The organism is Pseudomonas guangdongensis, from assembly GCF_900105885.1.
GTDB lineage: Bacteria > Pseudomonadota > Gammaproteobacteria > Pseudomonadales > Pseudomonadaceae > Geopseudomonas > Geopseudomonas guangdongensis.
The window spans coordinates 137854-151727 of sequence record NZ_LT629780.1 but is presented as its reverse complement, the minus strand read 5'-3'; the positions used below and the strand labels follow the sequence as shown (position 1 = coordinate 151727).

General features: G+C 69.9%; 12 protein-coding genes and 3 tRNA genes. 14 read left to right on the top strand and 1 reads right to left on the bottom strand.

The features are described 5' to 3' along the window. The first annotated feature begins 43 nt into the window (after positions 1 to 43). The 13 genes from BLU22_RS00805 to BLU22_RS00745 all read left to right on the top strand — a co-directional run bounded on the left by BLU22_RS00805 (position 44) and on the right by BLU22_RS00745 (position 11880). Complete coding sequence (locus BLU22_RS00805; protein ID WP_090211403.1) at positions 44 to 664, top strand: phosphoribosylanthranilate isomerase; 621 nt, start codon at positions 44 to 46, stop codon at positions 662 to 664. Between the two features lie 241 nt (positions 665 to 905). Beyond that, positions 906 to 1799 (top strand): acetyl-CoA carboxylase, carboxyltransferase subunit beta, encoded by an 894-nt coding sequence (gene accD, locus BLU22_RS00800; protein ID WP_090211402.1) that lies wholly within the window; start codon positions 906 to 908, stop codon positions 1797 to 1799. Continuing rightward, complete coding sequence (gene folC, locus BLU22_RS00795) at positions 1796 to 3070, top strand: bifunctional tetrahydrofolate synthase/dihydrofolate synthase (RefSeq protein ID WP_090211401.1); 1275 nt, start codon at positions 1796 to 1798, stop codon at positions 3068 to 3070. The genes accD and folC overlap by 4 nt, the downstream gene beginning before the upstream one ends. A 50-nt stretch (positions 3071 to 3120) precedes the next feature. Then, positions 3121 to 3729 (top strand): SPOR domain-containing protein, encoded by a 609-nt coding sequence (locus tag BLU22_RS00790; RefSeq protein ID WP_090211400.1) that lies wholly within the window; start codon positions 3121 to 3123, stop codon positions 3727 to 3729. An 83-nt stretch (positions 3730 to 3812) separates the two neighbouring features. Then, positions 3813 to 4340 (top strand): CvpA family protein, encoded by a 528-nt coding sequence (locus BLU22_RS00785; RefSeq protein WP_090216145.1) that lies wholly within the window; start codon positions 3813 to 3815, stop codon positions 4338 to 4340. A 25-nt stretch (positions 4341 to 4365) separates the two neighbouring features. After that, complete coding sequence (gene purF / locus BLU22_RS00780) at positions 4366 to 5871, top strand: amidophosphoribosyltransferase (RefSeq protein ID WP_090211398.1); 1506 nt, start codon at positions 4366 to 4368, stop codon at positions 5869 to 5871. A gap of 111 nt (positions 5872 to 5982) precedes the next feature. Next, positions 5983 to 7194: an O-succinylhomoserine sulfhydrylase gene (locus BLU22_RS00775; RefSeq protein WP_090211396.1), complete on the top strand. Its 1212-nt coding sequence runs from the start codon at positions 5983 to 5985 to the stop codon at positions 7192 to 7194. Next, entirely contained in the window at positions 7194 to 7958 is a 765-nt protein-coding gene (locus BLU22_RS00770; protein WP_090211395.1) for an SDR family oxidoreductase, read from the top strand. The genes BLU22_RS00775 and BLU22_RS00770 overlap by 1 nt, the downstream gene beginning before the upstream one ends. Before the next feature lie 115 nt (positions 7959 to 8073). Beyond that, a tRNA-Val gene (locus BLU22_RS00765) sits at positions 8074 to 8149 on the top strand. A gap of 46 nt (positions 8150 to 8195) precedes the next feature. Further along, positions 8196 to 8272 (top strand) — tRNA-Asp (locus BLU22_RS00760). 96 nt (positions 8273 to 8368) lie between these two features. After that, a tRNA-Asp gene (locus BLU22_RS00755) sits at positions 8369 to 8445 on the top strand. 445 nt (positions 8446 to 8890) lie between these two features. Next, positions 8891 to 10924 (top strand): NADPH-dependent 2,4-dienoyl-CoA reductase, encoded by a 2034-nt coding sequence (locus BLU22_RS00750; protein WP_090211394.1) that lies wholly within the window; start codon positions 8891 to 8893, stop codon positions 10922 to 10924. Then, the gene (locus BLU22_RS00745) at positions 10921 to 11880 is read left to right on the top strand and encodes a 1-aminocyclopropane-1-carboxylate deaminase/D-cysteine desulfhydrase (RefSeq protein WP_394327532.1); all 960 of its coding nucleotides are present in this window, start codon (positions 10921 to 10923) and stop codon (positions 11878 to 11880) included. The genes BLU22_RS00750 and BLU22_RS00745 overlap by 4 nt, the downstream gene beginning before the upstream one ends. On the opposite strand, the gene BLU22_RS00740 is transcribed toward BLU22_RS00745, so the two are convergent. Then, complete coding sequence (locus BLU22_RS00740; RefSeq protein WP_090211392.1) at positions 11858 to 12790, bottom strand: DUF1853 family protein; 933 nt, start codon at positions 12788 to 12790, stop codon at positions 11858 to 11860. The two genes, BLU22_RS00745 and BLU22_RS00740, sit on opposite strands and share 23 nt — an antisense overlap. A 194-nt stretch (positions 12791 to 12984) precedes the next feature. Here BLU22_RS00740 and BLU22_RS00735 point away from each other — a divergent pair, with 194 nt between their 5' ends. After that, the gene (locus BLU22_RS00735) at positions 12985 to 13872 is read left to right on the top strand and encodes an NAD(+) kinase (RefSeq protein WP_090211391.1); all 888 of its coding nucleotides are present in this window, start codon (positions 12985 to 12987) and stop codon (positions 13870 to 13872) included. The last annotated feature ends 2 nt before the right edge of the window (positions 13873 to 13874 follow it).

Here is a 13874-nt window from a genome sequence, read left to right as displayed (position 1 = left end):
GCTTTTGCTACCATCGGCGCTTTGTCCGCACGAGGGTCGGCCGTTGCCAGTCGTTCGCAGCAAGATCTGCGGGATCACCCGCATCGAGGATGCCCTGCTGGCCGCCGAGGCCGGCGCCGATGCGATCGGCCTGGTGTTCTACGCGCGCAGTCCGCGGGCGGTCGACGTGCGCCGCGCGCGCGCCATCGTCGCGGCGCTGCCGCCGTTCGTCACCAGCGTCGGCCTGTTCGTCAACGCCTCGCGCTGCGAACTGAACGAGATCCTCGATGCGGTACCGCTGGACCTGCTGCAGTTTCATGGCGACGAGCGCGCTGCCGACTGCGAGGGTTATCACCGCCCCTACCTCAAGGCACTGCGCGTGCGTCCCGGCGAGGACGTCGCGGCTCGTTGCGCCGAGTACCCGAGCGCCGCCGGCATTCTGCTCGACACCTTCGTCCCCGGCGTGCCGGGCGGCACCGGCGAGTCCTTCGACTGGTCGCTGGTGCCGGCCGAGCCGGGTTGCCCGATCGTTCTGGCCGGTGGCCTGAACGCCGGCAACGTCTGCGCGGCGATCGCCCAGGTGCGACCCTGGGCGGTGGATGTCAGTGGCGGTGTCGAGGCGGCGCCGGGCATCAAGGATGCCGGCAAGGTGCGGGCGTTTCTCGCGGCGGTGCGGGGCGCCTGAGTGTGTGGCATGTGACGGTCGCCGTCGGGCTGCCGTCCATTAGCCTGGAGCTGCCCCTGGCGGGTGGCCGGGAATTTTTCGGGCGTGGCCGGCGATGGCTGCGCTCAGCAAGGTCGCAGGAGGTGTGGAGTGAGCGTGCCGGCACGGGTTGCCGGGCGTAGCGCACCGGATTGCGGCACCCCATGAATCCGCTCGAGGTGCGGCGCAGGTCGCGCCGGTCCGGGCCTACGGAGAACACGGCATGAGCAACTGGCTGGTAGACAAACTGATCCCCTCGATCATGCGTTCCGAGGTGAAGAAAAGCACGGTTCCGGAGGGGCTCTGGCACAAGTGTCCGTCCTGCGATGCCGTGCTCTATCGCCCCGAGTTGGAAAAGACCCTCGACGTCTGCCCCAAGTGCGACCACCACATGCGCATCAACGCGCGTACCCGCCTCAACTACTTCCTCGACGCCGACGGCCGCGAGGAAATCGCCGCCGAGCTGGAGCCGGTGGACCGCCTGAAGTTCCGCGACAGCAAGAAGTACAAGGACCGCCTGGTTGCCGCGCAGAAGGACACCGGCGAGAAGGATGCGCTGGTCGCCATGAGCGGCAAGCTGCTCGGCCTGCCGGTGGTCGCCTGCGCCTTCGAGTTCTCCTTCATGGGCGGCTCGATGGGTTCGATCGTCGGCGAGCGCTTCGTGCGCGCCGCCAACGTCGCCCTGGAGCGCAACTGCCCGCTGATCTGCTTCTCCGCCTCGGGCGGTGCGCGCATGCAGGAAGCGCTGATCTCGCTGATGCAGATGGCCAAGACCTCGGCGGTGATCGCCCGGCTGCGCGAGGAAGGCATTCCCTTCGTCTCGGTGCTGACCGACCCGGTGTACGGCGGCGTTTCCGCCAGCCTGGCGATGCTCGGCGACGTCAACGTGGCCGAGCCGCGCGCGCTGATCGGCTTCGCCGGCCCGCGGGTGATCGAGCAGACCGTACGCGAGAAGCTGCCCGAAGGCTTCCAGCGCAGCGAATTCCTCCTTGAGCACGGCGCCATCGATATGATCGTGGCGCGTGCCGAGCTGCGTCCGCGCCTTGCCCGCCTGCTGGCCCAGCTGACCCACCAGGCCAGCCCGGTTGCCGTGGCCGCCGAACCGCTCAGCGCATGACCCGCAGCCTCGCCGACTGGCTGAGCTACCTGGAGCAGCTCCATCCCGTGTCCATCGACATGGGGCTGGAGCGCGCCCGCCAGGTGCTACAGCGCCTGAACCTCGGCCGTCTGGCGCCGCGGGTGATCACCGTCACCGGTACCAACGGCAAGGGCTCGACCTGTGCCTTCCTGGCCAGCCTGCTGCGCAGCGCCGGCCTGCGTGTCGGGGTGTACAGCTCGCCGCACATGCTGCGCTACAACGAGCGCGTGCTGCTGGCGGACGGCGAGGCCAGCGACGAGCAGCTGTGCGAGGCCTTCGCCGCCGTCGAGGCGGCGCGCGGCGACATCTCGCTGACCTACTTCGAGATGGGCACCCTGGCGGCCTTCTGGCTGTTCGAGCGCGCTGCGCTGGATGCTGTGGTGCTGGAGGTCGGTCTCGGCGGGCGGCTGGATGCGGTCAACCTGGTCGATGCCGACCTGGCCGTGGTGACCAGCATCGGCATTGACCATGTCGAGTGGCTGGGTGACAGCCGTGACAGCGTGGCGGTGGAGAAGGCCGGGATCTTCCGCGCCGGCCGGCCGGCGCTGTGCGGCGACCCGCAGCCGCCGGCGAGCCTGCTGGCGCGGGCCGCGCAGATCGGCTGCACGCTGTACCTGCGCGGCACCGATTTCGACCTCGACGAGCAGGCGCAGGCCTGGTCCTGGCGGGGGCGCGACGCCGACGGCCGGCCTCTTGCCCTGCACGATCTGGCCCTGCTCGACCTGCCGCAGGACAACGCCGCACTGGCCCTGCAGGCCTATGCCTTGCTCGGCCTGCCGTGGCGGGCGGCCGCACTGGCCCAGGCCCTGCAGGACACGCGGATCGCCGGCCGCCTGGAGCGGCGCAGCATCGACTGGCAGGGGCGGCGTCTCAGCCTGCTGCTGGATGTCGGCCACAACCCCCATGCCGCCGTCTATCTGGCCGGCCGCCTGGCGCGCCGCGCGCCGCGCGGGCGGCGTCTGGCGGTGTTCGGCCTGCTCGCCGACAAGGACCTGCACGGCGTGCTGGCGCCGTTGCACGGGCTGATCGCCGACTGGGCGGTGGCGCCGCTGCCGACGCCGCGCAGCCGCACGGCGGACGAGCTGCAGACGGCGCTGGCAGCGCTGGGCGCGCGGGTCACGGCTTGGCCGTCGCTGGCGCAGGCGCTGGAAACGCAGTGTGCGCAGGCCGGCGAGGACGACGAGATACTGGTGTTCGGCTCGTTCTACAGCGTCGCCGAGGCGCTGGCCTGGCTGCAGTCGCGGAGCTGAATGCATCGCTGCGGCACGTGCCGTGCGCAATCGATTGAAGGGGAGGGCGCATGGCCTTGCTGGATCGCAGACTGAAACAACGGATGGTCGGGGCGCTGGTATTGCTGGCGCTGGCGGCGGTGTTCCTGCCGATGCTGTTCAACCGGGCCGACCAGCCGCGTGCGGTGCGGGTCGAGGCGCCGCCGATGCCGGCGGCGCCGGCGCCGCTGCAGATCGAAACGCCCGAGCCGGACGTGCCCGAACCCGCGCTGGCCGAAGCTCCGGCCTCGGCCCCGGCTGTCGAGGCGGCAGCCGTGGCGGCTCCCGAGCCGGTTGCCCCGCCGCCGCCGGCTGCCGTTCCCGCCGCGCCACCGGCTGTCGCTCCGCCGGTCCGCAGCGAGCCGGTCGCCGCGCCGGCCAGCCGCCTGGACGGCGATGGCCTGCCGCTCAGCTGGTCGGTGCAGCTGGTCAGCCTGTCCAATGCCGCGCGTGCCCAGGAGTTGCAGCAGCGCTTGCGCCAGCAGGGGCACAACGCCTATATCCGTTCGGTGGACGGCATGCAGCGGGTGTTCGTCGGCCCGCTGCTCGACAAGAGCGAGGCCCAGCGCCTGGCCCAGGAGATCGGTCGCCAGCAGCGGCTGAGCCCCATCGTGGTGCGCTTCCAGCCCGAACGGCGCTGAGCGGGCGCGATTCGCGCTGACGGAAAAGCCGTCGCTCTGCTAGAATCCGCGCACTTTTTACCGCCTCGCGGGTGAGCAGCATCGTGTCATTCAACTGGGTCGACTGGTCCATCGTCGCGCTGATCGGGATTTCCGGTCTGATCAGCCTGAATCGTGGATTCATCAAGGAAGCCCTGTCGCTGCTGGTCTGGTGCTGTGCCGGTGCGGTGGCCTGGCTGTACGGCGGTGCCCTGGCCGGCCACCTCGCCGCCTATATCGAGCTGCCCTCGGCGCGGGTGATCGCCGCCTGTGCGATCCTCTTCGTGCTGACCCTGATGGTCGGCGCGCTGCTCACCCACCTGCTCGGCCTGCTGGTGCAGGCCACCGGCCTGAGCGGCACCGACCGCCTGCTGGGCATGGTCTTCGGCGTGGCGCGTGGCGCCCTGCTGGTGGTGATCGTGGTCGGGCTGCTCAGCCTGGCGCCGGTGCAGCAGGATCCCTGGTGGCAGCAGTCGGTACTGCTGCCCGATTTTCTGATGATTGCCGACTGGTCGAAGAACCTGCTGCTCGGTTTCTTCGATCCGTCGTCCAATGCCGCAGGCCTTCCCGGTCGTGCGGCTTTTCCGCTTTAGCCTGACTTTCTAGGGGTTGCGTCACATGTGCGGCATTGTTGGTATTGTGGGTAAGTCGAACGTCAACCAGGCGCTCTACGACGCCCTTACGGTTCTTCAACACCGCGGCCAGGACGCGGCCGGCATCGTGACCAGCCATGATGGCCGCCTGTTCCTGCGCAAGGACAACGGTCTGGTGCGCGATGTGTTCCACACCCGGCACATGCAGCGGCTGATCGGCAACGTCGGCATCGGCCATGTGCGCTACCCGACCGCCGGCAGCTCCAGCTCCGCCGAGGCCCAGCCGTTCTACGTCAACTCGCCCTACGGCATCACCCTGGCGCACAACGGCAACCTGACCAACGTCGACCAGCTGTCGCGCGAGATCTACGAATCCGACCTGCGCCACATCAACACCAACTCCGATTCGGAAGTGCTGCTCAACGTGTTCGCCCACGAGCTGGCGGTGCGCAATAAGCTGCAGCCGAGCGCCGACGACGTGTTCGCCGCGGTGGCCGGCGTGCACCAGCGCTGCCGTGGCGGTTATGCGGTGGTGGCGATGATCACCGGCTATGGCGTGGTCGGCTTCCGCGATCCCCATGGCATCCGCCCGATCGTCTTCGGTCAGCGCCATACCGACGAGGGCGTCGAGTACATGATCGCCTCGGAAAGCGTGGCCCTCGACGTGCTCGGCTTCACCGTGATCCGCGACCTGGCGCCGGGCGAGGCGATCTACATCACTCCCGAGGGCCAGCTGCACACCCGTCAGTGCGCGCAGAGCCCGCAGCTTTCGCCGTGCATCTTCGAATACGTCTACCTGGCCCGCCCGGACTCGATCATGGACGGCGTGTCGGTGTACAAGGCGCGCCTGCGCATGGGCGAGAAGCTGGCCGAGAAGATCCAGCGCGAGCGTCCCGAGCATGGCATCGACGTGATCATCCCGATCCCCGACACCAGCCGCACCTCGGCGCTGGAACTGGCCAACAAGCTGGGCGTCAAGTTCCGCGAGGGCTTCGTCAAGAACCGCTACATCGGCCGCACCTTCATCATGCCCGGCCAGGCGGCGCGCAAGAAGTCGGTGCGCCAGAAGCTCAACGCCATCGATCTGGAGTTCCGCGGCAAGAACGTCATGCTGGTGGACGATTCCATCGTCCGCGGCACCACCTGCAAGCAGATCATCCAGATGGCCCGCGAGGCCGGGGCGAAGAACGTCTACTTCTGTTCGGCGGCGCCGGCGGTGCGCTACCCCAACGTCTACGGCATCGACATGCCCAGCGCCCACGAACTGATCGCCCATGGCCGCAGCACCGAGGAAGTCGCCGAGCTGATCGGCGCCGACTGGCTGGTCTATCAGGATCTCGACGACCTGAAGGAAGCGGTCGGCGGCGGCAAGATCAAGATCGGCCAGTTCGACAGCGCGGTGTTCGACGGCAACTACGTCACCGGCGACGTCAACGAGGCCTACCTGAACCGCATCGAGCAGGCCCGCAACGACCTGGCCAAGGCCGCCCATGGCGCGCCCGGCGCGATCATCGATCTGCACAACAACTGATCCGTGACCCGCGACGGCACCGGCGTCCTGCCGGCACCGTCGCCCACCTGACCGGCGGCGGCCGCAGCCAGCCTCGCAGCCTGCTCCCGCCACGCCGAGGAGAAGGCTCAAATGACTCAAGAATGGCAGGCCGGAAGGCTCGACAGCGACCTCGACGGCGCCGGCTTCGACACCCTGGCGGTGCGCGCCGGGCAGCACCGCAGCCCGGAGGGCGAGCACGGCGAAGCCCTGTTCATGACCTCCAGCTACGTGTTCCGCAGCGCCGCCGACGCCGCCGCGCGCTTCGCCGGCGAGCAGCCGGGTAACGTCTATTCGCGCTACACCAACCCCACGGTACGCACCTTCGAGGAGCGCATCGCCGCCCTGGAAGGCGCCGAGCAGGCGGTCGCCGCCGCCTCCGGCATGGGCGCCATCCTCGCCATGGTGATGAGCCTGTGCAGCGCCGGCGACCACGTGCTGGTGTCGCGCAGCGTGTTCGGCTCGACCATCAGCCTGTTCGACAAGTACTTCAAGCGCTTCGGCATCGAGGTGGACTATCCGCCGCTGGCCGACCTGGACGCCTGGGCCGCCGCCTGCAAGCCCAGCACCAAACTGTTCATCGTCGAGTCGCCGTCCAACCCGCTGGCCGAGCTGGTCGACATCGCCGCGCTGGCCGAGGTCGCCCACGCCCGTGGCGCGCTGCTCGCGGTGGACAACTGCTTCTGCACCCCGGTGCTGCAGCAGCCGCTCAGGCTCGGCGCCGACATCGTCATCCACTCGGCGACCAAGTACATCGACGGTCAGGGCCGCTGCCTGGGCGGCGTGGTCGCCGGCAGCGCCAAGCTGATGCAGGAAGTGGTCGGCTTCCTGCGCACCGCGGGGCCGACCCTCAGCCCGTTCAACGCCTGGCTGTTCCTCAAGGGCCTGGAAACCCTCAAGGTGCGCATGCAGGCCCACTGCGCCAGCGCCCAGGCGCTGGCCGAGTGGCTGGAGCAGCAGCCGCAGGTGACGCGGGTCCACTACGCCGGGCTGCCCAGCCACCCGCAGCACGAGCTGGCCAAGCGGCAGCAGAAGGGCTTCGGCGCGGTGGTCAGTTTCGAGGTCGCCGGCGGCAGGGCCGCTGCCTGGGCGGTGATCGACGCTACCCGGATGATCTCGATCACCACCAACCTGGGCGACACCAAGACCACCATCGCCCATCCGGCCAGCACCTCCCACGGTCGCCTGAGCCCCGAGGCGCGTGCGGCGGCGGGGATCGGCGACAGTCTGATCCGCGTGGCGGTCGGCCTGGAAGACCTCGACGACATCAAGGCCGACCTGGCCCGCGGCCTGGCGGCGCTGTAATGGAGCTGCGCGTCGAGGGCGCGCGGCCGGTGGCGCTGGTCAGCGGCGCGGCCCGCGGCATCGGCCTGGGCATCGCCGCCTGGCTGGTCGCCGAGGGCTGGCAGGTGGTGCTCGCCGATATCGATCGTGCGCGCGGCGCCCGCGTGGCCCAGGCACTGGGCGAGCAGGCCTGGTTCCTGCGCCTGGATGTCGCCGACGAGCGCCAGGTGGGCGAGTGCGTCGCCGAGGTGCTCGGCCAGTTCGGTCGACTCGACGCGCTGGTCAGCAACGCGGCGCTGGCCGAGCCCCACCATGCACCGCTGGAAAGCCTCGACCTGGCGCACTGGAACCGCGTGCTGGCGGTCAACCTGAGCGGCCCGTTGCTGCTGGCGCGGGCCTGCGCGCCCTACCTGCGTGCCAGTGGCGGGGCGATCGTCAACATCGCCTCGACCCGCGCCCACCAGTCCGAGCCGGACAGCGAGGCCTATGCGGCCAGCAAGGGCGGTCTGCTGGCGCTGACCCATGCACTGGCGATCAGCCTCGGCCCGGAGGTGCGGGTCAATGCGGTCAGCCCCGGCTGGATCGACGCCCGCGATCTCTCGGCGCAGCGCGCCGCGCCGTTGTCGGCCGACGAGCATGCCCAGCATCCGGCCGGACGGGTCGGCAGCGTCGAGGACGTCGCCGCGCTGGTGGCCTGGCTGCTATCGCCGCAGGCCGGCTTCGTCACTGGCCAGGAGTTCGTGGTCGACGGCGGCATGAGCCGGCGGATGATCTATCCGCACTGAGTCGCCGGAGGAGGGCGCCGCGATTTTCCCGGAAAATGAAAAAAATCCTTGTGGGCTGTTGACTTAGCTTCGGTGCGTGCGTAAAGTTCGCCCCCGTCGCAAGGCAAACGGTAATGGCTGATTAGCTCAGCTGGGAGAGCACCTGCATCACACGCAGGGGGTCGGCGGTTCGATCCCGTCATCAGCCACCAAGCCTTGCAATGCAATGAAGTATTAGGACGTAAGTCCGGCCGACGCGCAGTGGTAGTTCAGTCGGTTAGAATACCGGCCTGTCACGCCGGGGGTCGCGGGTTCGAGTCCCGTCCACTGCGCCATATCTCGGGAATCGCCCACGGGGGGGTTCACAGCTGCAAGTGAAAACACCTGCAGCCAGTTGCAAAGAGTTCTACGGACGAAAGTCCAACCGACGCGCAGTGGTAGTTCAGTCGGTTAGAATACCGGCCTGTCACGCCGGGGGTCGCGGGTTCGAGTCCCGTCCACTGCGCCATATCGAAAGCCCTTCGAGAGCGATCTCGAAGGGCTTTTTAACTTTCTGAAACATTCATCTTTTCGTCACCGGGAATCTTTAGCCTGATACTCGTGTCCAAGAGCGCGAACAATCAGAGCAAGAGGAAATTCCATGGAAGACTATCAAGAAGAACTGCTGGCCCGCCGCGAAGCCGAGCGCGATTGCCCGGACCTGGCCGAAGACGCCACCGAACTGTAACCCCCCATCCGGTAACCGCCTGCAGCCCCGACGGGCTGCAGGCGTCGCACTTCGCGGCACCCGACGCCGCGACACCCAACCCCGACCGGCGCTCTGCGCCGGCCGGGGTTGTGCTTTTCTGGGGCGGCGTTCATCTCCGGCCCGCTGTGCGTTGAGTTGCGAGGTCGACTCGGCCTATGGTCGCAGCCACGCAACCGCAAGCGGCGCCCGCGCCAGGAGATCGTCGATGAGCACTTCCCGTTATCCACACCTGATGGCTCCGCTCGACCTGGGCCACCTCACCTTGCCCAACCGGGTGCTGATGGGCTCGATGCACACCGGTCTGGAGGAGTGCCCGCAGGGTTTCGCCCGGCTGGCCGCCTACTTCGTCGAGCGGGCGCGGTGCGGCGTCGGTCTGATGGTCACCGGCGGCATCGCACCGAACGCCGAAGGGGCGCTGCACGCCGGGGCGGCGATCCTGTCCACCGCGGAGGAAGCGGCCCGTCACCGTCCGCTGACCGCCGCGGTACACGACGCCGGGTCGCGCATCTGCCTGCAGATCCTGCATGCCGGGCGCTACGCCTATCACCCGCAACTGGTGGCGCCCAGCGCCGTCCAGGCGCCGATCAACCCTTTCGTGCCGCGCGAGCTGGACGAGGCCGGCATCGAGCGGCAGATCGCCGACTTCGTCAACTGCGCCTGTCTGGCCCGCGAGGCCGGCTACGATGGCGTCGAGGTGATGGGCTCGGAAGGCTACCTGATCAACCAGTTCCTGGTGACCCGCAGCAACCGGCGCAGCGACCGCTGGGGCGGCAGCTACGCCAACCGCATGCGCCTGGCGGTGGAGATCGTGCGGCGCATCCGCGCGGCGGTGGGCACGGACTTCCTGCTCATCTACCGCCTGTCGATGCTCGATTTGATCGAGGACGGCAGCAGCTGGGAGGAGGTCGTGCAGCTCGCCCAGGCGGTCGAACAGGCCGGCGCCAGCCTGCTCAACACCGGCATCGGCTGGCACGAAGCGCGGATTCCGACCATCGCCACCAGCGTGCCGCGCGCCGCCTTCGCCCGAGTCACCGCGCGGCTGCGCGGGGCGGTGGGCATTCCGCTGATCGCCACCAACCGGATCAACAGTCCCGAGATCGCCGAGCAGGTGCTCGCCGACGGCTGCGCCGATCTGGTGTCGATGGCCCGCCCGCTGCTCGCTGATCCCGAGTTCGTCGCCAAGGCGGCGAGCGGGCGCAGCGACGAGATCAACACCTGCATCGGCTGCAACCAGGCCTGCCTGGACCACACCTTCGCCGGCCGGCTGAGCAGTTGCCTGGTCAATCCGCGGGCCTGCCACGAGACCGAGCTGAACGTCGTCGCGGCGCCGCAGCGCAAGCGCATCGCGGTGGTCGGCGCCGGACCTGCCGGGCTGGCGGCGGCCTGCGTGGCGGCGCAGCGCGGCCATGCGGTGACCCTGTTCGAGGCCGAGGCGCAGATCGGCGGGCAGTTCAACCTGGCGCGGCGGATTCCCGGCAAGGAGGAATTCGCCGAGACCCTGCGCTATTTCCGCCGCCAGCTGGAGCTGCTGGGCGTCGAGCAGCGTCTGGGCCGGCGCGCCGAGGTCGGCGAGCTGGTGCGGGGCGGTTTCGACGACATCGTCCTGGCCACCGGCGTGCTGCCGCGCCGGCCGGCGATTCCCGGCATCGAGCATCCCCGGGTGCTCGGTTATATCGAGGCGATCCTCGGTCTGCGCCCGCTCGGCGCGCGGGTGGCGGTGATCGGCGCCGGCGGCATCGGCTTCGACGTCTGCACGCTGCTCACCCAGGAGGGGCCATCGAGCAGTCTGGAGGTCGCGGCGTTCTGGCGCGAATGGGGCATCGACCCGCAGCTGACGGCGCGCGGCGGGGTGGCCGGAGTGTCTCCGGTGCCGCCGGCGCCGGCGCGCCAGGTCTGGTTGCTGCAGCGCAAGGCCGGCCGGCCCGGCGCCGGGTTGGGCAAGACCACCGGCTGGATCCATCGCAGCAGCCTGGCGCGGCGCGGGGTGGAAATGCTCGGCGGCGTCGAGTACCTGGGCATCGACGATGCCGGTCTGCACCTGCGCGTCGACGGCGAGGTGCGTCTGCTGGCGGTGGACAATGTGGTGCTGTGCGCTGGCCAGGAGCCGCGCCGCGAGCTGCTCGACGGCCTGCGCGCCGCCGGCCAGCGGGTGCATCTGGTGGGCGGCGCCGAGATCGCCGCCGAGCTGGACGCCAAGCGCGCTATCGCCCAGGGCACGCGCCTGGCGGCCGGGCTGTGACGGCGCTCTGGCAGGCGCCGCCGGCGCCCCTGCAGCGGGTCTCCTGCGCCTGGCTGGAAGCGGCCGGCGTCGAGTTGGCGCTGCTGCGCCTGGACCTCGTCGACCCACTGCTCAGCGGCAACAAGTGGTACAAGCTGGCTCCGCACCTGATCGAGGCGCGCCGCCTGGGGGCGCCGGGGCTGATCAGCCTGGGCGGCGCGCACTCCAACCATCTGCATGCGCTGGCCGTCGCCGGAGCGCGTTTCGGGCTGGCCAGCGTCGGCCTGCTGCGCGGCGAGCCCCAGGACACCCCGACGGTGCGCGATCTTGCGGCCTTCGGCATGCGCCTGCACTGGCTGGGCTACGCCGGTTATCGGCAGCGCCACCGCGCGGACTTCTGGGATGCCTGGCGGCAGCGCTATCCGGGCTTCGTCACGGTCGAGGAAGGTGGCGCGAGCCTGGCGGCGGCGCAGTCCTGCGCCGGGCTGGTTGAGCTGATCGGCCAGGGCCTGGGCGTGCTGGGCTGGGACGATTACCAGCAACTGTGGGTGGCCGCCGGCACCGGCACCACGCTGGCCGGCCTGGTGCTGGGCGAAGCGGGGCGCCATCCGGTGGTCGGCTGTCTGGCGGTGCCGGCCGACCACGGCGTGGCCGAGACCCTGCAGCGGCTGCTCGCCCAGGCCGGCCAGGGCGCGGACGGCCGCTGGCGGCTGCGCGATGCCAGTCGCGGCGGTTTCGCCCGGCTCGACGGCGAGCTGGCCCGGCTGATCCTCGATTTCGAGCGCGAGACTGGGGTGGCGCTGGAGCCGCTGTACACCGGCAAGCTGCTGCTGGCTCTGCGCGAGGCGCTGGCGCGCGGCGAGATTGCCGCCGGCAGCCGCATCGTCGCGGTCCACAGCGGCGGCCTGCAGGGTCGTCGCGCCCTGGAGGCGCGTCTGCAGGCGCTGGCCGGACTCACTCCGTCCAGCGATCGCTGACCAGGAACAGCCGCTCGCACTCCTGCCAGGCGCCCTGCGCGTCCTGACGCAGACGCACCAGCAGACGCGGCTCGGCGTCGGCGGGCAGCGCCTGCAGCCAGTCGGCGAAGGGTGCCTGTGCCAGATTCGCCGCGGCGAAGCGCGCCGGTGCCAGCCAGCTCAGGCGCGTCAGCGGCTGCCAGTGCTCGTCGGCAGCGGCCGGGTGGCTCGCCCACTGGCTGCGCCCCAGCCAGCGGCCGCGCAGGTGATCGGCGCTGGCCACGGCCGGCGCGCTGCAGGCGTGCCCCCAGGGGTAGAACAGGTAGCCGCCCAGCCACAGGCTGGACTGCGGCGTGCGCGCGCTGAACGCCTGCAGCAGCGCGCGGGTTTCGGCGCGGCGCGCCAGCGGCAGCTGGTGCCGGCGCAGGTGGGCGAGCTTGAGGTCGAGGCGGTCGTGCCGGCCGGGGCCGAGCCAGGCGTCGAGGGCGCGGCCGTCGCCATGTGGCGGACCGAGGTAGAACTTCACCGCCAGCTCGATGTGCTGCAGACCTTCGTCGTCCTCCAGCAGCAGGTCCAGCTCGCCTAGGGTGTTGCCGTTGTCGCGCACCGCGAGGTTGGCGGCCAGTAGGCGCACGTCCGGCGCCTGGCGCAGGGCGAACTGCCAGAGTTCCTCGTAGTAGCGGCCCAGGCGGTTGCCGTGCAGTGCTGGCAGGCTGGCGAGCAGTGCCTGCGGGGCGCGGTCGAGGGCCTGCAGCCAGCGCTCCAGGCGCTGCGGTGCGGCGGCCCAGGCGCTGGCCCGCAGCGGGTGGCGGGGGATCAGGCCGTCGTAACGGGCCAGCAGCGGCGGGCTGCACAGCACCCAGGCCAGGTCGCGCACCTGCGGGTGCTGCAGACGGGCGGGCAGGTCGGCGAGGACGGCGAACGGGTTCATGGGCCGAGCATAGCAGTTGCGCCGGCCGCGGCGGCCTGCGCGAAAGGCTCGTCGCAGGGCCGCGCGCAGCCGGTGTGGCGGTGTCGGAGCGCGGCTTGTCGCGGCGCGGTCAGCGCTGGCTTGCCCCGGTTTGCCCGGCCCTCGGCGCATCCTCCATAATCCGGGCTTTCGCAGACTGAAGCCGGCAGGTTCTCATGGAGCAATTTCGCAACATTGGCATCATCGGGCGCCTGGGCAGCTCGCAGGTGCTCGACACCATCCGTCGCCTCAAGCGTTTCCTGGTCGAGCGGCACCTGCATGTGATCCTCGAAGACAGCATCGCCGAGATGCTGCCCGGCCACGGCATGCAGACCTGCACCCGCAAGCTGATGGGCGAGATCTGCGATCTGGTGATCGTGGTCGGCGGCGACGGCAGCCTGCTCGGCGCGGCGCGTGCCATGGCCCGCCACGGCACCCCGGTGCTGGGCATCAACCGCGGCAGCCTGGGCTTTCTCACCGACATCCGCCCCGACGAGCTGGAGGCCAAGGTCAGCGAGGTGCTCGAAGGTCGCTACCTGATGGAGAGCCGCTTCCTGCTCGAAGGCCTGGTGCGCCGCGGCGACGAGCTCATCGGCCAGAGCGACGCGCTCAACGATGTGGTGCTGCACCCCGGCAAGTCGACGCGGATGATCGAGTTCGAGCTGTACATCAACGGCCAGTTCGTCTGCAGCCAGAAGTCCGACGGCCTGATCGTCGCCACCCCCACCGGCTCCACCGCCTACGCGCTGTCGGCAGGCGGGCCGATCATGCATCCCAAGCTGGACGCCATCGTCATCGTGCCGATGTATCCGCACACCCTGTCCAGCCGGCCGATCGTGGTGGACGGCAACAGCGAACTGAAGGTGGTGGTCTCGCCCAACCTGCAGATCTACCCACAGGTGTCCTGCGACGGCCAGAACCACTTCACCTGCGCGCCGGGCGACACCCTGACCATCCGTAAGAAGGTGCAGAAGCTGCAGCTGATCCACCCGGTCGGGCACAACTACTACGAGATCTGCCGCACCAAGCTGGGCTGGGGCAGTCGTCTCGGGGGGCACGAGTAGTG